Annotated in this window: 20 protein-coding genes and 2 tRNA genes; 12 read left to right on the top strand and 10 right to left on the bottom strand. The window is 59.6% G+C overall.

The window, feature by feature from the left end:
• Positions 1-226: 226 nt before the first annotated feature.
• The 3 genes from QTL94_RS17770 to QTL94_RS17760 form a co-directional block, all read right to left on the bottom strand.
• On the bottom strand, positions 227-3,070 hold the full coding sequence (locus QTL94_RS17770) for a valine--tRNA ligase (RefSeq protein WP_289802713.1): 2,844 nt from the start codon (positions 3,068-3,070) through the stop codon (positions 227-229).
• 119 nt (positions 3,071-3,189) lie between these two features.
• The gene (locus QTL94_RS17765; RefSeq protein WP_065694226.1) at positions 3,190-4,032 is read right to left on the bottom strand and encodes a DUF2497 domain-containing protein; all 843 of its coding nucleotides are present in this window, start codon (positions 4,030-4,032) and stop codon (positions 3,190-3,192) included.
• Between the two features lie 219 nt (positions 4,033-4,251).
• On the bottom strand, positions 4,252-4,917 hold the full coding sequence (locus QTL94_RS17760) for a protein-L-isoaspartate O-methyltransferase family protein (RefSeq protein WP_065694225.1): 666 nt from the start codon (positions 4,915-4,917) through the stop codon (positions 4,252-4,254).
• 762 nt (positions 4,918-5,679) lie between these two features.
• Between QTL94_RS17760 and QTL94_RS17755 the strand changes: the two genes are divergently transcribed.
• From QTL94_RS17755 to QTL94_RS28475, 5 genes are all read left to right on the top strand, one after another.
• A tRNA-Cys gene (locus QTL94_RS17755) sits at positions 5,680-5,753 on the top strand.
• 153 nt (positions 5,754-5,906) lie between these two features.
• Positions 5,907-6,194 carry a hypothetical protein gene (locus QTL94_RS17750; RefSeq protein ID WP_065694224.1) on the top strand — a complete coding sequence of 96 codons (288 nt, stop codon included), beginning with the start codon at positions 5,907-5,909 and terminating at the stop codon, positions 6,192-6,194.
• Positions 6,195-6,436: 242 nt separating this feature from the next.
• Positions 6,437-6,646, top strand: coding sequence for a hypothetical protein (locus QTL94_RS17745; protein WP_289802712.1), 210 nt, complete (start codon positions 6,437-6,439; stop codon positions 6,644-6,646).
• 329 nt (positions 6,647-6,975) lie between these two features.
• The gene (locus QTL94_RS28480) at positions 6,976-7,176 is read left to right on the top strand and encodes an MgtC/SapB family protein (RefSeq protein ID WP_502944150.1); all 201 of its coding nucleotides are present in this window, start codon (positions 6,976-6,978) and stop codon (positions 7,174-7,176) included.
• Positions 7,177-7,225: 49 nt separating this feature from the next.
• The gene (locus tag QTL94_RS28475; protein ID WP_502944148.1) at positions 7,226-7,696 is read left to right on the top strand and encodes an MgtC/SapB family protein; all 471 of its coding nucleotides are present in this window, start codon (positions 7,226-7,228) and stop codon (positions 7,694-7,696) included.
• 50 nt (positions 7,697-7,746) lie between these two features.
• On the opposite strand, the gene QTL94_RS17735 is transcribed toward QTL94_RS28475, so the two are convergent.
• The gene (locus QTL94_RS17735) at positions 7,747-8,202 is read right to left on the bottom strand and encodes a BA14K family protein (protein WP_289802711.1); all 456 of its coding nucleotides are present in this window, start codon (positions 8,200-8,202) and stop codon (positions 7,747-7,749) included.
• Between the two features lie 221 nt (positions 8,203-8,423).
• Here QTL94_RS17735 and QTL94_RS17730 point away from each other — a divergent pair, with 221 nt between their 5' ends.
• Together QTL94_RS17730 and QTL94_RS17725 are read left to right on the top strand one after the other, a co-directional pair.
• Positions 8,424-9,065 carry a DUF47 domain-containing protein gene (locus tag QTL94_RS17730; protein ID WP_289802710.1) on the top strand — a complete coding sequence of 214 codons (642 nt, stop codon included), beginning with the start codon at positions 8,424-8,426 and terminating at the stop codon, positions 9,063-9,065.
• On the top strand, positions 9,065-10,069 hold the full coding sequence (locus QTL94_RS17725) for an inorganic phosphate transporter (RefSeq protein ID WP_289802709.1): 1,005 nt from the start codon (positions 9,065-9,067) through the stop codon (positions 10,067-10,069). Before QTL94_RS17730 ends, QTL94_RS17725 begins: the two co-directional genes overlap by 1 nt.
• Here the strand turns inward: QTL94_RS17725 and QTL94_RS17720 are convergent, their stop codons facing one another.
• Positions 10,070-10,366: a hypothetical protein gene (locus QTL94_RS17720; protein WP_289802868.1), complete on the bottom strand. Its 297-nt coding sequence runs from the start codon at positions 10,364-10,366 to the stop codon at positions 10,070-10,072.
• Positions 10,367-10,483: 117 nt separating this feature from the next.
• On the opposite strand from QTL94_RS17720, the gene QTL94_RS17715 reads away from it, so the two are divergent.
• Positions 10,484-10,558: transfer RNA gene (locus tag QTL94_RS17715), tRNA-Asn, on the top strand.
• 92 nt (positions 10,559-10,650) lie between these two features.
• Here QTL94_RS17715 and QTL94_RS17710 read toward each other — a convergent pair.
• From QTL94_RS17710 to QTL94_RS17700, 3 genes are all read right to left on the bottom strand, one after another.
• Positions 10,651-12,600: a hybrid sensor histidine kinase/response regulator gene (locus QTL94_RS17710; RefSeq protein ID WP_289802708.1), complete on the bottom strand. Its 1,950-nt coding sequence runs from the start codon at positions 12,598-12,600 to the stop codon at positions 10,651-10,653.
• Positions 12,601-12,724: 124 nt separating this feature from the next.
• The gene (locus QTL94_RS17705) at positions 12,725-13,948 is read right to left on the bottom strand and encodes an MFS transporter (RefSeq protein ID WP_289802707.1); all 1,224 of its coding nucleotides are present in this window, start codon (positions 13,946-13,948) and stop codon (positions 12,725-12,727) included.
• A 188-nt stretch (positions 13,949-14,136) separates the two neighbouring features.
• On the bottom strand, positions 14,137-14,610 hold the full coding sequence (locus QTL94_RS17700; protein ID WP_289802706.1) for an NUDIX hydrolase: 474 nt from the start codon (positions 14,608-14,610) through the stop codon (positions 14,137-14,139).
• 206 nt (positions 14,611-14,816) lie between these two features.
• Here QTL94_RS17700 and QTL94_RS17695 point away from each other — a divergent pair, with 206 nt between their 5' ends.
• Positions 14,817-15,014 carry a hypothetical protein gene (locus QTL94_RS17695; RefSeq protein WP_289802705.1) on the top strand — a complete coding sequence of 66 codons (198 nt, stop codon included), beginning with the start codon at positions 14,817-14,819 and terminating at the stop codon, positions 15,012-15,014.
• Positions 15,015-15,057: 43 nt separating this feature from the next.
• On the opposite strand, the gene QTL94_RS17690 is transcribed toward QTL94_RS17695, so the two are convergent.
• Complete coding sequence (locus tag QTL94_RS17690) at positions 15,058-15,615, bottom strand: RBBP9/YdeN family alpha/beta hydrolase (protein ID WP_289802704.1); 558 nt, start codon at positions 15,613-15,615, stop codon at positions 15,058-15,060.
• Positions 15,616-15,624: 9 nt separating this feature from the next.
• Positions 15,625-15,825, bottom strand: a complete 201-nt coding sequence (locus QTL94_RS17685; RefSeq protein WP_083199680.1) for a hypothetical protein — start codon at positions 15,823-15,825, stop codon at positions 15,625-15,627.
• Between the two features lie 276 nt (positions 15,826-16,101).
• Here QTL94_RS17685 and QTL94_RS17680 point away from each other — a divergent pair, with 276 nt between their 5' ends.
• Genes QTL94_RS17680 through QTL94_RS17670 form a run of 3 tightly spaced genes read left to right on the top strand, consistent with a single transcriptional unit; the run spans position 16,102 to position 19,720 of the window.
• A complete protein-coding gene (locus tag QTL94_RS17680) occupies positions 16,102-17,547 on the top strand; it encodes a cryptochrome/photolyase family protein (RefSeq protein WP_289802867.1) in 1,446 nt (481 codons plus the stop codon).
• Positions 17,544-18,881, top strand: a complete 1,338-nt coding sequence (locus QTL94_RS17675; RefSeq protein WP_289802703.1) for an NAD(P)/FAD-dependent oxidoreductase — start codon at positions 17,544-17,546, stop codon at positions 18,879-18,881. Before QTL94_RS17680 ends, QTL94_RS17675 begins: the two co-directional genes overlap by 4 nt.
• Entirely contained in the window at positions 18,878-19,720 is an 843-nt protein-coding gene (locus QTL94_RS17670; RefSeq protein WP_289802702.1) for a DUF1365 domain-containing protein, read from the top strand. The genes QTL94_RS17675 and QTL94_RS17670 overlap by 4 nt, the downstream gene beginning before the upstream one ends.
• Positions 19,721-19,798: the final 78 nt, after the last annotated feature.

Genomic DNA, 19,798 nt, shown 5'->3' with positions numbered 1-19,798 from the left:
GCACACAATCGGCGGACAAACGTTCCACGCTGGGGCATATCTGTAACCTGCAAACAACACTCAGATTTTTCGCCGGCGGACCGTGGAAAACGCACAAAATCAAGCAAAAATGGCGCTTTGAGCCCCTGATCCCCACCAGGTGACATGCAGAACCAGTCCAGCGAAACAAAAAGGCGCCCGATTCTGTATCGGGCGCCTTAGAATTTCATACTACCGTGCGTTGACTTTACGATGCCTCAGCTACACGTGAGAGTGCAGTCCGCAGGCTGGCCACCTGGCCCTGCAACTCCTCCAGACGATCGCGCTCGGCGGCAACGACTTCGGGATTGGCATTGGCCACAAACTTCTCATTCGAGAGCTTGCCGTTGATGCGTGCCATCTCTCCGTCGGCCTTGGCGATTGCCTTCTCCAACCGCGCCTTCTCGGCGCCGAGATCGATCAGCGTACCGAGAGGCAGGCAGACCGTCGCTTCGCCAACGATGATCTGTGCAGCACCCTTCGGTGCTTCGTGGGTGAGCGAGATGCCATCGACGCGGGCCAGCCGCTTGATCGCAGCGTCGTGTCGAGCCAGGCGTTCGCGGGTCAGACTGTTGGCGTTGACAACCACCAGTGGCGCAATCGCCGAAGGCGGCACGTTCATTTCCGCGCGAACAGAACGGAGACCGGACACTAGGTCGATCAACCAGTTGATATCGTCGGCTGCCGCATCATCCGCGTAGGACGGCGCCGGCCACTCGGTTTGGCAGATCAAGTTGTCACGCTCGACACCCTCGCCCGCCGTGTGGGCCCAAAGCTCCTCGGTCATGAACGGCATGAAGGGATGCAGCAGCTTGTAGATCTCTTCGAGAATGTAAGCGCTGCACGCCTGTGCTTCCTTCTTGGCGCCTTCGTCCGTGCCGCTGAAAACCGGCTTCAGCAGTTCAAGGTACCAGTCACAAACCTGGTTCCAGACGAAGCGATAGAGCGCGCCAGCCGCATCATTGAAGCGGTAGGCCTCCAGCGCTTCTGTCACATCGCGCTCTGTGCGGGCCAGTTCCGTTAGTATCCAGCGGTTGATCGTCAGCTCCGCCGCCTCGGGAACGAAGTGCGGATCGCTCTTGGCGCCGTTCATCTCGGCAAAGCGGGTGGCGTTCCAGAGTTTGGTGCCGAAGTTGCGGTATCCGGCGATGCGGGCCGGATCGAGCTTCACGTCGCGCCCCTGGGCGGCCATGATCGCCAGCGTGAAGCGCAGCGCGTCGGCGCCGTACTCGTCGATCAGTTCCAGCGGATCGATGACGTTGCCCTTCGACTTCGACATCTTCTGACCGTTCTTGTCGCGAACCAGCGCGTGAACGTAGACGGTGTTGAAAGGCTCGACCGGAACGCCGTCCTCATCCTTCATGAAGTGAAGGCCCATCATCATCATGCGGGCGACCCAGAAGAAGATGATGTCGAAGCCGGTGACAAGGACGTTGGTCGGGTAGTAACGCGCCAGTTCCGGCGTCTGCTCGGGCCAGCCGAGCGTCGAGAATGGCCAAAGCGCCGACGAGAACCAAGTGTCGAGCACATCTTCGTCGCGCGTCAGGATTTCGCCGGGCTTGAAGTTTTCAAGCAGGTCCTCGACGTAGGCCTTCATCGGACCTTCGTGCGAGAGATAGTGCTGGATCGCGGCCTGCAAGGCTTCTTCTTCGGTCTTCTCGACGAAGACCTGTCCGTCGGGACCATACCACGCCGGGATCTGATGTCCCCACCAGAGCTGGCGGGAGATGCACCACGGCTGAATGTTTTCCATCCACTCGTAGTAGGTCTTGTCCCAGTTCTTCGGCACGAAGTTGGTGCGGCCATCGCGGACGGAGGCGATCGCAGGCTCCGCCAGCGTTTGGGCGTCGACATACCACTGCTCGGTCAGCCGCGGCTCGATCGGCACGCCGCCACGGTCGCCATGAGGGACCATGTGCTTGTGCGGCTCGATCTTGTCCAGCAGGCCCGCTTCCTCGAAGATCTCGACGATGAACTTGCGCGCCGTAAAGCGATCCTGACCTTCCAGTCGATCCCACGCACCGTGCAGCGCCGCCGGATTGTCGAGGCCTTCCAGGAAGTCCTCGTTTTCCTTGATCGTGATGGTGCCATCGATGTTCAGGATATTGATGGCGCGCAGCCCCGCACGCTTGCCGACGTCGAAGTCATTGAAGTCGTGGGCGGGCGTGAGCTTGACCGCGCCCGTGCCGGTCGTCGGATCTGCATAAGCGTCGGCGACGATCGGTATCCTGCGGCCAACGATCGGCAGGATGACGTGCTTGCCGATGATGCCCTTGTAGCGCTCATCCTCGGGATTGACGGCAACACCGGTGTCGCCGAGCATCGTTTCAGGACGCGTTGTGGCGACAACCAGATAGTCGCGGGTTTCCCATTCGGTCGGCTGACCGTCTTCGTTGAAGGCGACCGGATGCTCGTAGGTGACGCCGGGTTCAAGCGGATAGCGCAGGTGCCAGAGGTTTCCCTTCACCTCGACCTGCTCGACCTCGAGATCGGAGATGGCCGTCAGCAGCTTCGGATCCCAGTTGACGAGACGCTTGTCCTTGTAGATCAGACCCTGCTTGTAGAGCGTGACGAAGACTTCCAAAACAGCCTCTGAGAGGCCCTCGTCCATGGTGAAGCGTTCGCGGGACCAGTCACACGAGGCGCCAAGGCGCTTCAACTGATTGAAGATCAGACCGCCCGACTCGTTCTTCCACTCCCAAACCTTTTCGATGAAAGCTTCGCGGCCCATTTCGCGGCGGCTGGGAAGCTGCTGCTCCATCAGCTTGCGCTCGACGACCATCTGCGTGGCGATGCCGGCGTGGTCCATGCCAGGCTGCCACAGCACGTCCTTGCCGCGCATGCGCTCGAAACGGACCATGATGTCCTGCAGCGTATTGTTCAGCGCATGGCCCATGTGCAGCGAACCGGTAACGTTCGGCGGGGGGATGACGATCGTGAAGGTATCAGCGCCCGGCTTGGCATTCGCGCCCGCGCGGAAAGCGTCCGCTTCATCCCATTTCGCAGCGATTTTGGGTTCAACGGCGGCGGAATCGTAGGTCTTATCGAGCATTTGGGGACCAGATCTGGAGAGGTTCTATGATGCGGGTTGTAAATAGGATGGTTGCGGGCAAGTCAATAAAAAAGCCGCCCCGGTTACCGGAGCGGCTCTTCAGAGAAAGACTGGTCCGCTCAGCGGCGGGGACCGCGCGCCACCCGCTCGATTTCTTCGCGCACGAGGCGTTCGACCAAGGTCGGCAGATTGTCGTCCAGCCAGTCGCGCAGCATGGGACGCAGCATGTCCTCGGCGATCTCATCAAGCGAACGGCGCTCTGCGCCATCGATAGCGGCTGCAAGCTCTTCAAACGAACGGGCGATCTGCAAACCGGCATCCTGTGAAAGCAGCGACTGCTGCGTCTCTTCGACGATGCTGGGAAGCAGGCGTTCCGACATCGGAGCTGCAATAGAAACGGCCGGCGTCGGCTCGACAGCTTCGGCGAATGCCGGCTGCGGGGAAACGACCGGGGCCGGCACTTCAGCAGGCGCCTCCACGATCTGCGGCAATGGCGCCGGTTCGATAACAGCCTCAACAGGACGGTTCGTTTCGACGGCAGCCTGGGGCGGCTCGAACATATGCACAGGCGCCTCGGCCCGCACTTCAGGCTGGCGGAATGCCGGCGGCACTTCGCGAAGCTGCGCGGCGTTTCGCTCGGAAGCAGCGCGGACACGTGCGGCAACATCGGCAAGCGACATTGCGCGTGCCGGTGCGTCAGGAACCGGCGCCGATCCCGCGGAATTCGCAGCGACGAAGCGCGGGTCAGGCTGCGGCACGGTTTCGGGGAACTCGACGCCCGCGTATGCCTGGTCGACCGTCAGATGGATGTCAGAGTCGCGCTCGTCATCGTTGCCGTAAACCGGCGGCAGCGAAGCCGAAAGTGCCCGACCGGCACCCGGCTCATTGCTCTCGATGATCTGGCGGATCGACGCCAGAATCTCTTCCATGGACGGTTCACGCGCTACGCTTGGCTGAGCCATATCTATCCCCGTTATTCAGAAACAACGACCGGATTGCGTGGAGTGGGCATCCGAATCACCCAGACTGTAGGATAGCCGAATGGGGAAAAAAATCATCGCGAATCAAATGAATGCCGCAATGCACAGTTTTCTCCGCCGTTACAGATCAATGCGCACCGGCGGCAGAAATAAAAACGGGCACCCAAGGTGCCCGCGTTCAATTGCCTGCTTCAATCAAGCTCAGAATACGAATTCGCGAGCCTTGGCGAAACCGGGGAGCGGCTTCACGGAAGCATTGAAAAAGACGTTCTCGGACACCGCGCCGCGTTCGCTGGTGAAAACCTTGGCGCGTGCCGAACCGCCGTATCCCTGAACGGTCACGAGACGACCGCCGTCGCGAAGCTGCGAGAGCAACGTGGCCGGAACCTCTTCGACCGAACCGTTGACGAAGATCAGATCATAGGGGGCGCCAGAGGTGTTGCCCTTGGCGAGGGGGCCCGCAACCACGGAGACGTTCGCATAGGAAGCAAGGTTTGCCTTGGCGGCTTCGGCTAGCGCCTCATCCTCTTCAACGGCAACGACCGATCCAGCGAGCAGAGCCAGAAGAGCCGAAACATACCCCGTGCCACAGCCGACATCGAGAACGACATCGTCCTTGCCGATTGCGGCAAGCTGCAGGAGCTTGGCAAGCGGCGATGGCTGCATCAGAAAGCGAGCAGGCTGGCCGCCTGCTGCCGGACAGATTTCAACATCGTTGTCGAGATAGGCAAGCGCCTTCGACTTTTCCGGTACGAATGCTTCGCGCGGCACCGCGAGAAAAGCCGTCAGCACGGAATGCGAGGTGACGTCCGTCGTACGGATCTGGTTGTCGACCATGTTTGCGCGTGCCGTTTCGAAATTCATCATGCCCTCTCGCCCAGTGAAAAGCGGTTTTGTCTGCTCGTCTCTTAATCTCAGGGGAACAGGCTTTCAAGGCTTCCTGACCGGCTGCGGCAAGAATTCGGGTAATAGGTCTCTTCCGCGCAACGGCGAAGGCGTAACCGATGGAACAAAGGCCCGCGATGTGGTATTATTGCAACCGGAGGAACTAGGAGGAGAATACCATGTCAACCGTCGTTGAATATTTCTCATTGTTCGATTTCTTCATCTTGGCAACGCTCATCGCCATTGTTTTTGGCGGGCTTTGGGGTCGCGAGCACGGCTGAACAGCCGGAGTGACAGCTCGATACCCTTCCACAAGCGACCGACGCCGCTAGGCGCGCGGTCGCCATGCGCGCATATTTTCCTTCGGGCAATCCAGAGGCGTCCATTCAGGCGCTTGTCAGCATTTAAGGCGATGATTCAGGCTCATTGATAAAGTGATCGGTGGTCATAATTGAACAGAGCTAATGTGTTGGGCGGTTTTTTCATTTTCGCGCTGCTGGTGATCGTGCTCCTGATTCCATTGGTGAGCATTGGAGCGCCGAATGTCGTGATGAACGGCATTTCGCCAATGGGACTGGTGCGAACAGCCAACTAAAGGCCACCGAGCGGCCCCTTCCCGGGCATTTTGCTTTGTGGAGCCTGCCTCCAATCCAAAATCCTTGGCGGAATTTCAACAACCCTCTTGCACTCGATTTCTATTCATTCTAAATGCCCGCCAACGCTTGAACAAACCAAGTGTCGTGAGGCCTCGTGGCGGAGTGGTGACGCAGAGGACTGCAAATCCTTGTACCCCGGTTCAATTCCGGGCGAGGCCTCCAACAACTTTCACCAATTAAATCAATGATTTGCCTGCGGATCACTTTGACTGCCAGGCAATTGCGTATCGCATCTTTCCTGCACGCGCTTTGATTTTCAAAGGCATGCGGCGACGCCGTCAAACACGGAACGCAGGACGCAAGAGGATTTCGGACATGATTGAACTGACCCCATCCCAGATTGCTGGACTGAAACTCGCTCGGGATGGAGATTTGTATCCTCAGCCTGCAAGCAAGTGGACACACGAGAACGCGACGGTGACCTACGCCAAGTCCGATCGCTGGAAAGAGCGTCCGCAAAAGATCAAGACCGTCACCGCGAAAACCCTGGTCGAACTTGTAGAACCAGGTCTGCTGGAACGGCGGCATGTGAGCGACGACGGCCTGACTGATGTTTACGGGATATCGATGGCTGGAAAGATCTGGCTGCTTCAGAACAAGTGACCTGAAGCGAGCCTTCCGCAATGGGAAGCGCCGATGCTGTGGCATCTGCCCAGCCTGCCCTTGCCGCCAGCGCCGATCGTAGCTGGCGGCCAAACCGCCCAAGAACTCAGCCAACGGGCCTGAAATGAATCCTGTCTTTCCCCAGGATTGAGAGTACACTACCGATATCGGCCCCAATGCGAATGGTAGAGGCCGCTTGGGAGTTGCTAAGTGCTCTTGCCGTCGAACGGAGGAGCAGCCAAATGTTGCAATCCCTTATTTCCCTATCCGACCAAAAAATCGAACTCGTGATTGACGCTGTCCGCGAATGGTGTGCGAAACATGGATTCGATATCGACAGCGGCCAAGGTCGCCGCGCGCTGACCGTTGCGATCGATCTCGTGCAGTCCCGGCGACGCGACACGTCGATCGCGAGCGAGATGGAGCAAAACCTCGCTGATTGCCTTGAATGAGGGTTCGGCACTCTGAAGCGAGGTCTTCGTTCGACAGAAAACGCTCGGGGATTAGTGATATGCGGGGTAGCGATTTCCGCGGCGGTCCAACGGTCGCCGCCTTCCGGCCGGCTTTTTGGAATCTGGTGGAACAAGCACCCTCCCTAACAGTTGAGGTTATGATCGCTGGGTCAGCCACCTGCGGTCAACTCCTGGGATAGCGGCGGACGAACGCACGCACATCCTTCGTTCGCCGTGCTCCAAAGTGCCGGCGTCCCTGCCGGGCCTGCACCCAGAACACAGGTTCGGCGGGGCGTTCTAGGATCCCAGCGCAACAAAGGCCCGTTTAGATGTGGCTCGCAGACGCAATGATGAACAGGATGTCGGAGCAACTGGCGTGGGCCGATATTCTGCTACGGATCCTGCTGACCGTGATTGCGGCATCCCTCATCGGAATCAATCGAGAACAGGGCGGCCATGCGGCCGGCTTTAGAACGACTGTCCTCGTTGGACTGGCCGCGTGTTTGGCCATGCTCCAGGCCAATGCCTAGCTGATCGTCGAGGGAACGGAGCATTCCGGCTTTCGCGCGCATGGAGGTCTTGCGTTTCGCTCTGGGCGTTCTGACCGGTGTTGGTTTCATCGGCGGCGGTGCGGTTCTTCACCGCGGCAATCTGGTCACCGGCGTCACCACCGCGGCGACTATCTGGGCCATGACAGCGATTGGCCTTTGCTTCGGTGGAGGACAGATCGACATCGTAGGCACGGCGGTCGCGTTCGTTTTCCTATCCCCATTGAAAGCGCTGGAAGATTGGTTGCCGAGGCGACATCGGGCGAAAGTCGAAGTTCTGACAGCGACAGATCTTGCTGCGGATAGCCTTGCGAAGGCGCTGGCTCAATACAATTGCGAGGTTCGGTTTACAGCGACCAGACAGGGAGCGGACGATCGCAGGATTTTCACATTCGATTTGCGATGGCGAAGTCACAGACCGGTGATGACGGAAGCGCTAGCCGGAAACTTACGAGAAAGCTTCGATGTGCTTCGTTTCGTTCTGTACGAGCACGACGTGTGAGGCCGGCCACGCAGGCTCAAATTCGGTCGCCTGCGCGCCCATGCCTCCAATCACGGCGACACACACTGGCGACGCGGGCCGTAATACGGCTGATAGGTGTTATCGTAAGCCCGATACGAGCGATAGCGGCTGTAGCACCAGTCGACGTGCGGGTTCCCGCTCGAACGAGCGTAAGGCTGCGAAGCGATCAGGCCACCGAGCAGTGCGCCGGCAGCGAGGCCGCCGATGATCGCGCCAGTATTGTCGTAGTCATGGTTGTAATGCCGACCGTAGTAGCGGTTGCCATAGTATCGGTTGTTATAGTACCGATTGTTGTAGCCGTGCCGATATCGTCCACCGCACCGATAAATGTTGCAGCCATTCGAACGATGATTGTCGACGCCTGAATCGCCAAATGTGCCGCGGCTCTGCACCGACTGCTCGTCCCGGGAGTTCTCAGCGAATGCCGGCGAGACGCCTGAAAAGGCCGTCGCCATAGCCAAAACGATTGTCGCAAGCCGTTTCATTTTCCTAGCCTTTCAACGCGATGCGAAACGATAGCGCTGTTGCGCCTATCATTTCAACGCGTTGCGGCTCTGCATGTTCCATGTCGGATCCCGCTTGTGGCTTGAAAGCAACCGCAGGCAACAAACAGAAAAAGAATCGCTCTGGTCCAATTGTGACACTTTTATTGCATGTCACGCTATTTTATGACGGGCCTCTAAAAATTAGCACACGGATGGATAGTATGCTCAGCTGGTTTCGTAAACTTCTGCCGCGAGAGGACCGGTTTTTCGACCTCTTCGCCCAACACTCGCGCACGATTGTTGGCGCGGCCGAAGCATTGAACGAATTGCTGTCGGGCAAAGACACGGAGCGTCACTGCGAACGCATCGTCGCGCTCGAGAACGAGGCAGACGACATTACCCGCGAAGTCCTGCAGGCAGTCCGCCGCAGCTTCATCACGCCGTTCGACCGGGTCGACATCAAGGATCTGATCCAGTCGATGGACGACGCCATCGACATGATGCACAAGACCGTCAAGACGATACGCCTGTTCGAGCAGAAGGAGTTCGACCCGCGCATGCAGGAAATGGGAAGCGCCATCGTCAAGGCTGCGCACCTCGTTGCCGAAGCGATCCCGCTTCTCGACCGGATCAACGCCAATGCGCCGCGCCTCACGGCGATCGCCGAAGAGGTCACGCGGGTCGAAGGTCATTCCGATGATCTGCACGACCGCGGGCTGAAGGAGCTTTTCCTCCGCCACGGCAGCTCCAATCCCATGGCCTACATCATCGGCAGCGAGATTTACGGCGAACTGGAGAAGGTCGTCGACCGGTTCGAAGACGTTGCCAACGAAATCAGCGGCATCGTGATCGAGAACGTCTGATGGATGCCACCCTCGCCTTCCCGCTGCTCGCCGGCCTGATCGCGGTTGCGTTGTTCTTCGATTTCCTGAACGGTCTTCACGACGCGGCAAACTCGATCGCCACGATCGTTTCGACGCGGGTGCTTCGCCCGCAATACGCGGTCCTGTGGGCAGCCTTCTTCAATTTCATCGCATTCCTGTTCTTCGGGCTGCATGTCGCCGAGACGCTGGGCACCGGCATCATCGACCCGGCCATTGTCTCGCCGCTCGTGATCTTTGCCGCGCTGATGGGTGCGATCGTGTGGAACATCGTCACCTGGGTCTTCGGCATCCCGTCCAGTTCCTCGCATGCGTTGGTCGGCGGCCTTGTCGGTGCAGGACTTGCCAAGGTCGGCTTCAGCTCCATCGTGTGGAGCGGCCTGCTGAAAACCGCCGGCGCGATCGTCATGTCGCCGATGATCGGTTTCCTGCTGGCGCTCTTCCTGGTGCTTGTAGTTTCCTGGATCTTTGTTCGACAGACGCCATTCGCCGTCGACCGAACCTTCCGCATCCTTCAGTTCGTGTCCGCGTCGCTCTATTCGCTCGGACACGGCGGCAACGATGCGCAGAAGACGATGGGTATCATCGCCATCCTGCTCTATTCGCAAGGATATCTTGGCGGCAGCTTCCATGTGCCTCTCTGGGTCGTGCTCTCCTGCCAGTCGGCAATGGCGCTCGGCACGCTCTTCGGAGGGTGGCGAATCGTCCATACGATGGGTTCCAAGATCACCCGGCTCAATCCGATGCAGGGCTTTTGCGCTGAAACGGGCGGCGCGCTGACGCTGTTTGGTGCGACGTGGCTCGGTATCCCCGTCTCGACCACCCATACCATCACCGGTGCGATCATCGGCGTGGGTGCTGCACGGCGCGTGTCGGCCGTACGCTGGGGCCTGGCGGGCAACATCGTGGTCGCCTGGGTCGTGACCCTTCCTGCTGCAGCGCTCATTGCTGCGGCCTTCTATTGGGCTGCGGGCCTCTTTGCCTGATCAGAGGCGGGACTTCCGCCTCTTTTCCCACCACACGGAGAAGCGCCGCCTCATCCGACGGGCGGCGTGCAGGTCGTGCGACAAGACGACGAATCCAAGTGGAATCATCCAGAAGCCGAGAATCGGCAAAAACCCCAGACATCCCCCAATAACGAGCAAACCGCCGATCGACATGCGGGCAGCGCGCGATCGTGGCAGCGGGATGCGTGTTGGACCCATAACGATGTGGCCGGTGGAATGATCGATGCCAAAGCGCCTGGCGCCTTGTTTTCCGGGGTTCGTGCGTTGGTCAGTCATCCACAGGAGATGGGGATAACCAAACTGAATACAAGCGAATGTCATTTTTTTGAAAAAACTGCTTGGCAAATCGGCCAAGCATTTGTATTAGCCCACTCACACCGCGGCGAGCGGTGATCCCTGGTAGCTCAGCGGTAGAGCATTCGACTGTTAATCGACAGGTCGCCGGTTCGAATCCGGCCCGGGGAGCCAGTTTCAAAAGGTCTGCATTGAAAAATGCAGACCTTTTTTATTTCCTGAAATCAAATGGATACGAAAGCGCGCCATCGGCGGCGCGCCCATCCTCAGTTCAGCGCAGTCGGCTCAGTCATCGCTTTTGCGATCACCGAAGCGAGCTGTGCCTGGGTGAATGGCTTTGCCAACCGCAGCAGCTTCTCGTCTCCGCCAGGGGGCAATTCCGCATAACCGGTGGCGAGCACCATTTTCATATCTGGCTGCAGCTTCCTGATTTCGGCTGCCAGCTGCGATCCGGTCATGCCGGGCATCGCGTGGTCGGTGATGATGAGATCGAACGGACCGCTGCTCTGGAAAACGTCGAGCGCCTTGCGCGCCGAGTGGGCCTCGACCACGGTGTATCCTAGGTCCTCCAGCATGAGTACGGTGTTCATCAGCACCAGAGCATCGTCGTCGACCGCAAGCACCGTCAGGGCTTGGTCTACGCTCGTCGTCGGGGCGTCACTTGGTGCTGGCTCCTTCTCCTGGCCGTCCTCGGCCACTGGAAGCCACAGCTCTGCGACCGTCCCCCTCCCAACAAAGGACCGCAGGACGAGTTTGCCGCCGGATTGTCCCATCAGGCCCTGCACCATGGAGAGGCCGAGCCCCGTCCCCTTGCCCACGCCCTTCGTCGTAAAGAATGGCGTGGTGGAGTTCTGAAGCGTCTCAGCGTCCATTCCCTGCCCCGAGTCCTCTATCGACAGGCAGACATACCCTCCGGGATTCAGCTGGGAGGCATCATTTGGACCCACCTTGACCGGGCGCGCGGATAGAACAAGGGCACCTCCATCTGGCATCGCGTCGCGCGCGTTCACGACAAGATTCAGGATGGCACTCTCAAGCTGGTTGGGGTCGGACGTTACCAACGGCAGCGCGGCGGCGAATCGGCTCTCGATCGAGATCGTGGGGCCGATCGAGCGCTGTAGCATGTCCATCATGCCCTGAATGAGATCGATGACGTCTACGGCGACCAGCTTGAGCTCCTGCCGCCGTGAGAAGGCCAGCATCCGCTGCGTGAGGCTGGCGCCGCGCTGCGCGCCCTGGATCGCATTGTCGAGCAGCGGCGTGATGTCCTGGCCGTCGGCGGCACGCTTGCGGGCGATCTCCAGGCTCCCCAGCACTGCGGTCAGCAAGTTGTTGAAGTCGTGCGCGATACCGCCGGTGAGCTGACCCACCGCTTCCATCTTCTGGGCGTGAAAAAGTTCCTCGCGCGCGCGCTCCAGCGCATTCTGCGCATTCAGCTTTTCCGTGATGTCGCGCGTTATCTTGGCGTAGCCCAGAAGGCGCCCGTCGCCGTCGCGAATGGCGTCGATGACGACACTGGCCCAGAACCGCGAGCCATCCTTGCGGACCCGCCACCCTTCCTTCTCAAACCGGCCGACGTCGGACGCTGTCTGCAGGGCCTTGCCAGGCATGTTAGCGGCCCGATCCTCTTCCGTGTAGAAGGTCGAAAAGTGTTTTCCGACGATCTCGCAGTCGGTGTAACCCTTGATGCGTTCGGCTCCCGAGTTCCAGCTCGAAACATGGCCACCGGGATCGAGCATATAGATTGCGTAGTCGGTGACGCCTTGGACCAGCAGCTGAAATTGCTTCTCGCTCTGCTGAAGCTCCGATTGAGCCGTCTTGCGTTCCGAGAGATCCTGGGTGAGGACCGCGAAACCGAGGATATCGCCCGACGCGCCCCAGACGGCGTCAATAATCGCACTCGCCCAATAGCGCGTGCCGTCCTGCCTCAGACGCCAGCCTTCGCTTTGCGAGCGACCATCGAGCCGGGCGGTGGCCAGCGCCCGCTCAGGGAGCCCCACAGCACGGTCTTCGGGTGAGTAAAAGCACAGGAAACTGCGGCCGATGATTTCGCTCTTGGAATATCCGTTCGCCCGTTCAGCGGCGGCATCCCAGCTGCTGACGCTGCCTGCGGCATCCAGGAAATAGATCGTATAGTCCGCCAGTCCCCCTACGTTATGGCGATATCGCTCATCGTAGGCGGACGCGATCGTCGCAGTCGAAGCCGTCGCTGACATGTTTCCCTCAAGGTGTTTAGCCGGTGATAACTCGGCGCTTGAAGAAAAGTTCCGCGCACCCGAAAACAAATGTGCCGCAAGGCAGGCGGAAAGCCACCTTCTGCTTGGCCAGCGAGGCTTCGGATTAGCCTTGCAATGTCTTGACCTTACGAAGATCGGGGAACAGTCTCGCCCACAAGAGCACCACAACGATTGTGCCGACGCCGCCGATCACACCGGCTGCAACCGGACCCATGATGCCCGCGAGCATGCCGGATTCGAATTCACCAAGCTGGTTGGACGTCCCGATGAAGAGCGAATTGACGGCATTGACACGGCCGCGCATCTCGTCCGGGGTCAGCAGCTGCACAAGGGAGCTGCGCACGACAACGCTGACCGTGTCGGACGCACCGACCACCAGCAAGGCGGCGATCGACAGCGCGATATTCGTCGACAGCGCGAAAACCACCGTCGCGACGCCAAACACCGCGACGGCCGAGAGCATCTTGGCACCGACCTTGCTGGTCAGCGGACGCCGCGCCAGAACGATGGACATGCCCAGCGCCCCAATCGCAGGCGCGGCACGCAGCAGCCCAAGCCCCCACGGTCCGGCATGGAGAATGTCACGGGCAAACATCGGCAGCAGCGCGGTCGCCCCGCCGAGGAGAACGGCAAAGAGATCGAGCGAGATGGTCCCCAGCATGACCGGTCGGCTCTTGATGAAGGATACACCGGCGAAGATCGATGTAAGGGTCACCGGTTCGCGCTTGGCCGGTGTCCATTCCATTCTGATGGAGATGACGTTGATGCTTGCGATCGCAAAGAGCACGCTTGCGACCACGAAGGGCGCAACGGGGTCGATACCATAGAGCAGTCCGCCCAGCGACGGGCCGACAATCAGCGCTGTCTGCATCATCGAGGTCGAGGTTGCGATCGCCCGCTGCAGCATCGACGACGGCATGATGCTTGGAAGCAGCGCCGCCATGGTTGGTCGCTCGAAGGCGACTGTCGCTCCAAGGATCGTGACAGCCGAGAGTATTCCAGCTGGCGCCAGCCAGTTCTGCCAGCAACCAACCGCCAGCAACGCCGAGACGACCGCCTGGATCAACTGACACGCCAGGCCGATGCGCCGCCGGTCGAAACGGTCGGCGACGTGGCCCACGACAAAGGTCAGCAAGACCATGGGCAGGAACTGGCAGAGGCCGACAAGGGCCAACGCGAAGGCACTATGGGTCTGATCGTAGATCATCCAGCCCATCGCGATGGCGACGCATTGGAATGACAGGGAGGAAAAGACACGGGAAGCGGCGAAATTCAGATAGCCGGGATGGCGCAGAACGCTGTCCTGCCGGGCTTGAAGTGTATCCATTGAACGACTGTCCGGCGCGAGATCAATAGCGCCCTAATGAGTGTTGTCTGACGCGCCCTTTCTACCTCAATAGACCGCTTGTCAACGGTAACAACGGGTTTCGCCGCCGGCCTCGCGTGATTGTGTTTGCCCGCGCAAAAGCATGGCTTCGCGGGCGCGCATCATAAAATTTGAGGATCGCTCGGATATCAGGAAAGGTCCCGCAGGATTTGCCGAAGGCCCGGCTGGGCGACTTCACGGGCTGCGACATCTATCGAAACCCACTGCGTCCGGCGTATGCCCTTCTCCGGGAAATCCCGCAAGACCTCGGCTACAGCCAACATGTGAACCTCGACGCGATAGGTCAGGACGCTGCTGTCCTTCGTATAGGTGAAGGATCCAACGATCTTCTTCGCCACTTTCCCCCGGATACCGGCTTCCTCGAAAGCTTCGCGGGTGGCTGTCTCGCGGGTGGTTTCGCCGGGTTCGATGTGCCCCTTCGGTATGCCCCATCGTCCGTTGCGACGACTGCCGACCAGCAGGACCTCAAGCGGCTGCTTCGCCTTCTTCCTGAAACAGATCGCGCCGGCTTGAGCGATTTCCCTTTGGGCGACCTCCTGGGCACGAGGTGACGCACTACCGACATCGGTTGGCGTTTCGACCAAGGGCCGCTCATCTGCCATGGTTGCTCCTGCTTGCGTGCCGCAAGGCGATCAATGGCCATTCTTGCCGAGCGCCGCATCGCATTGCGATGCTCACGTCTGTCTGTGACAGGTGGATGACAGGCGGCGCCGTTGCCGGAAGAAGGTTCGCCACTTTTCCGCCACGCTCGCGACATCTGCCCGTTGCAACCGTCAGGTAGGTTCTCCCCATCAAGGGAGTAGACACAATGCAGGACATGACGATATCCGAGATCTTGCGGGACCCGCTCATCAGGCAGGTGCTCCACGCAGACGGTACCAGCCTCACTTCGTTCGCCCGGTTGCTGAAGACCGCAGCCCGCGAACGCCGCGCAAGGCAGGCCCATGAGAATTCGGGCGACGACGCCATGCAATTCTTGCCGACAACGTCCCTCTCGACACATTAAGCAAATTGCGCGTGCCTACCGGCAACGGTCGAGCACGTGCCGCTCAGGCACGTCGGCGGGGCGCCTTTGCACGTTCTTTCAGATTGCCCAACAAAGCGTAGCCACCAGCCCATCGGCCAAAACCGCTGGCAATGTTGATATGGCCGGCGAGCCCAATGTTTTTCAGCTCGGTCTTCCACAGGCGGGCATAGAGCGTCAGCCGATCGAGTTCCATGTAGTGATCATTCAGGCTGCCAACCGTGATGCTGGGGAACGGCAGCGCGCGCGTGGGCATCGTGCCGAAGCGTATTGCGCCGGGATGCCGCTTTTCCGTCGCTGGCAGATCGCAGGGGGCGACGAGCAGCGCGCCCTTGATGCGGTAGGATGATGGCCTGTCGGCAAGCTTCGCAGTCAGGATGCAGCCGAGGCTGTGAGCGACAATGAAGGCCTCTCCCTGCTCGACAAGAGCCGCCTCGAGCCGGTCTACCCATTGGTCGACGATGGGGGCGTGCCAGTTGTCCTGCTCAACGATAAAGCTGTCTGGATCATCTTCGACCCAGAAGCGCTGCCAGTGGCCTGCATCCGATCCGTCCAGTCCAGGGACGACGAGAGTCGCGGTCATTTTGCGTGCCTAAAGGTCGAAATAGCGCGGACGATGTTCGAGGGCGGAGATTTCCTCCCTCACCTCAAGAATACGTTCCCGCAGATCCCGTTCCGTGCCGTCATCAATATCCTCGCCGCCGAGACAAAAGCGTGCTTCATGGAGGTCAAGCCTCGCTTCCAATTGGTCGCGTATGGCGCAAAGGCGGTCAAACTGTCGAACAATGCTCATGCTTTCTCCTGTCGGTCCGCACCGGCTTCGATACTGGCATGATTATTGTCTATGTTTTTAATGGACTAAAGAAACAACGCTCCACGCCCGGGCCGAAGCTTAGAAAATCCATGTCGAACGACAGACCGCGCATTTCCCGGTTGCCGGCATCGCTTGTGCCCCGCTAACAACAGCCAGATAGACGGCGGAATTCTCTCCGCATCAGACTGAAACCTTTGATCCAGATCCTTCGTCGATCCGTAACAGGATGAAACTGAAAAAACGGGAATGGCATCATTGGCAGACGACACGGAAAAACCGGTAATAGTTTGGTTCCGCAAGGATTTGCGCCTCGACGACAATCATGCGCTCAACGCAGCATGCCAATCGGGGCGACCGGTCATCGGGCTCTACATCAGGGAGCCGGAAACTGCGGGGACGGGCCCGCTCGGCGCCGCGCAAGCCTGGTGGCTTCATCATTCGCTGGAGCGGCTCGACTCATCGATCACCGCCCTCGGCGGCAGGCTTGTGTTGACCTCGGGGAATGCGTTTGAGGTCTTGAGCAATCTCATCGAATCCACAGGAGCACGGATGGTCGTGTGGAATCGCCGCTACGAGCCGGCGGGCATGGCGATCGACCTTCGCATCCTGCGCGAATTGCAAAGACGCCAGGTTGATGCCAGAGATTTCGGCGGCCAGCTTCTGCATGAACCATCGAAACTGCTGACCAAGGCGGGGCAGCCTTATCGGGTCTACACACCGTTCTGGCGCGCCTTCGAGAGTGCCCCCGAACCTCATCGTCCGCTCGATGCGCCCTCTTCGATCAAGTTTGCCGCGCATCAGCCCCGATCGGAACACCTGTCGTCGTGGAAGCTTCTTCCGGTGAAACCGGATTGGGCAGGCGAATTCGCGGAGGTCTGGGAACCCGGCGAGGAAGCGGCGCGGGCGAAACTGGACGATTTCCTGGACGGCGCCATGCAAGGCTACAAGGAGCAACGGGACTTTCCTGCAAAGCAGGCAACGTCGATGCTCTCCCCATACCTTGCGCTGGGGCTCATCTCGCCTGCTCGTATATGGGAGGCGACGCGCGGTCTGCCGCTATCGCCGGACGACATCATCCATTTCCGCAAGGAACTGGTTTGGAGAGAGTTTTCCTACCACCTGCTCTATCACTTCCCGAAGCTTCCCTACTGCAACTGGAATGATCGCTTCGATGGATTCAGCTGGCAGAACGATGCGAAGCAATTCAGGCTCTGGACGCGTGGTCAGACCGGTTACCCGATCGTCGACGCCGGCATGCGCCAGCTTTGGCGGCATGGCTTCATGCACAATCGGGTGCGCATGATCGTGGCGTCCTTTCTCGTCAAGGATCTGCTGATAGACTGGCGCCGCGGCGAAGGGTGGTTTCGCGATACCTTGATCGATGCCGATCCTGCAAGCAATGCGGCGAGCTGGCAGTGGGTAGCGGGTTCAGGGGCAGATGCCGCGCCATTCTTCCGGATCTTCAATCCCGTTCTCCAGGGCGAAAAATTCGATCCCGACGGCGCCTACGTGCGCGAATTCGTGCCGGAACTGGCAAAACTCGAGAGCAAATACATTCACCGGCCATTCGAAGCGCCGGCAAGCGTGCTGGAGAAGGCTGGCGTTAGACTCGGCGAGACATATCCGGAACCCATGGTTGACCACGCCACCGCCCGAGACGGAGCGCTGAAGGCGTACAACGCCACTAAGGCTGCCGCATGAACGCACATTTTCAGCAACCTCAGCGACGCCTGAGGATCGCCGTGATCGGCTCCGGCATCTCAGGCGCGTCCGCTGCCTGGGCTCTCAATCCGCTGCACGAAGTCACGCTCTATGAGAAGAGCCCGCGCGCAGGTGGTCACACGGCCACGGTCGACGTGGACTATGATGGCGTGCGCATCCCGGTCGATACGGGGTTTATCGTCTACAACGAACCCAACTATCCGAACCTGACAGCGCTGTTTGCCTGGCTTGGCGTGCACACCCATGCCAGCGACATGAGCTTTTCGCTCTCGCTCGATCACGGCAAGCTCGAGTGGAGCGGCGGCGGCCTCTCATCGATATTCGCGCAGAAACGCAATCTGTTGCGGCCGACCTTCCTCTTGATGATCCGCGAAATTCTCCGGTTCAACCGGATGTGCCTTCGGGATCGCGCCGAGGGGCACCTGGCTACCCGGTCTCTTGGCGACTATCTCGACTGGCGCGGGTTTTCGCCGGGTTTCACGAACAACTATCTCGTCCCGATGGCGGCCGCCATCTGGTCGAGCCCTGCGGAAAAGATGCTGCAGTTTCCTGCGGAGCAATTCGTCAACTTCTTCGACAATCACAGGCTCATCTACAGCAAGCAGCACCAATGGCGTACCGTTACCGGTGGCAGCCGCAACTATCTGGAAAAATTACTGACACCGCTCGGTGACAAACTGCGGCTCGGCGTGGGCGTCCGTGGCGTCATGCGCGATCAGGCGGGCGTGACTGTCATCGACGAAAGCGGCGCGGAGGAGAGGTTCGACAAGGTCATCTTCGCCACCCACAGCGATCAAACGAGCTGGATGCTGATCGACGCCAACGACCAGGAAAGAAAATTGCTGGCTGCGATCCCCTATCAACCGAACAGGGTGGTGCTGCATCGGGATATCGGCCTGATGCCTCAACGCCAGAAAGTGTGGGCGTCCTGGAATTATCTGCGCTCAAGCAAGGCGAGCGGGGAAGCAGGCGTTGCCGTCACCTACTGGATGAACAGGCTACAGGGAATCGACCCGAGGTACCCGTTGTTCGTAACGCTCAATCCCGAGCGTGAGCCGGATTCCCGAAAGGTGTTCGCGGAGTTCAGCAATGAGCATCCGCAATTCTCGGCGGACAGCATTGCCGCGCAAAAAGCCCTTGCCGGCATCCAGGGAAAGAACCACAGCTATTTTGCCGGCGCCTGGACCGGCCACGGATTTCACGAAGACGGCCTTGTCTCCGGGCTGGCGGCAGCCGCCGCACTGGGGGCAACGGCGCCGTGGAAAGCGAGCGATCAACATTCGCTCCAGACGCAACTGGACGACGTCGTATGACTGCTAGAACGGCAAGCCTTGGGGTATGCATGGAGGGTAACGGTCCACCGCCGGCTGCCCCTGCATGCCTTTATGTCGGCGATGTCATGCACCAGCGGATGAAGCCCTTTGGTCACCGATTCCGCTACAGGGTCTTTTCCCTCTGCATCGACCTAGACCGCCTCGTAGAGGCAGATCGCGTATCGCGCCTCTTCTCCGTCAATGGTCGAAATCTCGTTTCGTTTCATGAAAGCGACCATTCCGGCGAGCAGCCGATAAGGGCATACACGGACGAACTTCTTGCGAGGGTCGGCTTGCACGCCACGCGTATATTCCTGGTCTGCTACCCCCGCATTGTCGGGCACGTCTTCAACCCATTGTCGGTCTACTACGTTTACGACGATCGCGATGTGCTAACGGCGATGATCTACGAGGTGCGCAATACCTTCGGCGAGCGTCACACCTATCTGTGCCCTGTCGGTGAGACACAGCTGTCCGAAGCAGGCGTACGCCAGAGCTGTGACAAGCTTTTCCACGTCTCCCCCTTCATCGGCATGGATATGCGGTATCATTTCCGCATGTTGCCGCCTGGCAAGGAGATCCGCTGGCGTATTCTGGAAACGGACTCGGATGGCCCCTTGCTTGCGGCGACATTCTCGGGCCGTCAGTTTCCGCTCACGACACATACGCTGGGAAGGCTTGTGGGGCGCATTCCCTTCCTGACACTCAAGATCCTCGGTGGCATTCATTGGGAAGCGTTGAAGCTCTGGTTGAAAGGCGCGCGCTACATTTCACGTCCCCCACCGCCCCCGCCTGTCAGCATCACGCCTTTTTATGAGGTTGCGAAGGCAGCAGAATGACATTAGCGTTCTGATATATCGCCGGGGGGCGGGGTATTCCAACGGATCGTCGTCCTTAGCCGGCAAAAAGAATAATGC

It is taken from the genome of Rhizobium sp. S96, from assembly GCF_030382195.1.
GTDB lineage: Bacteria > Pseudomonadota > Alphaproteobacteria > Rhizobiales > Rhizobiaceae > Rhizobium.
This window is presented reverse-complemented; position numbering and strand designations above follow the sequence as displayed.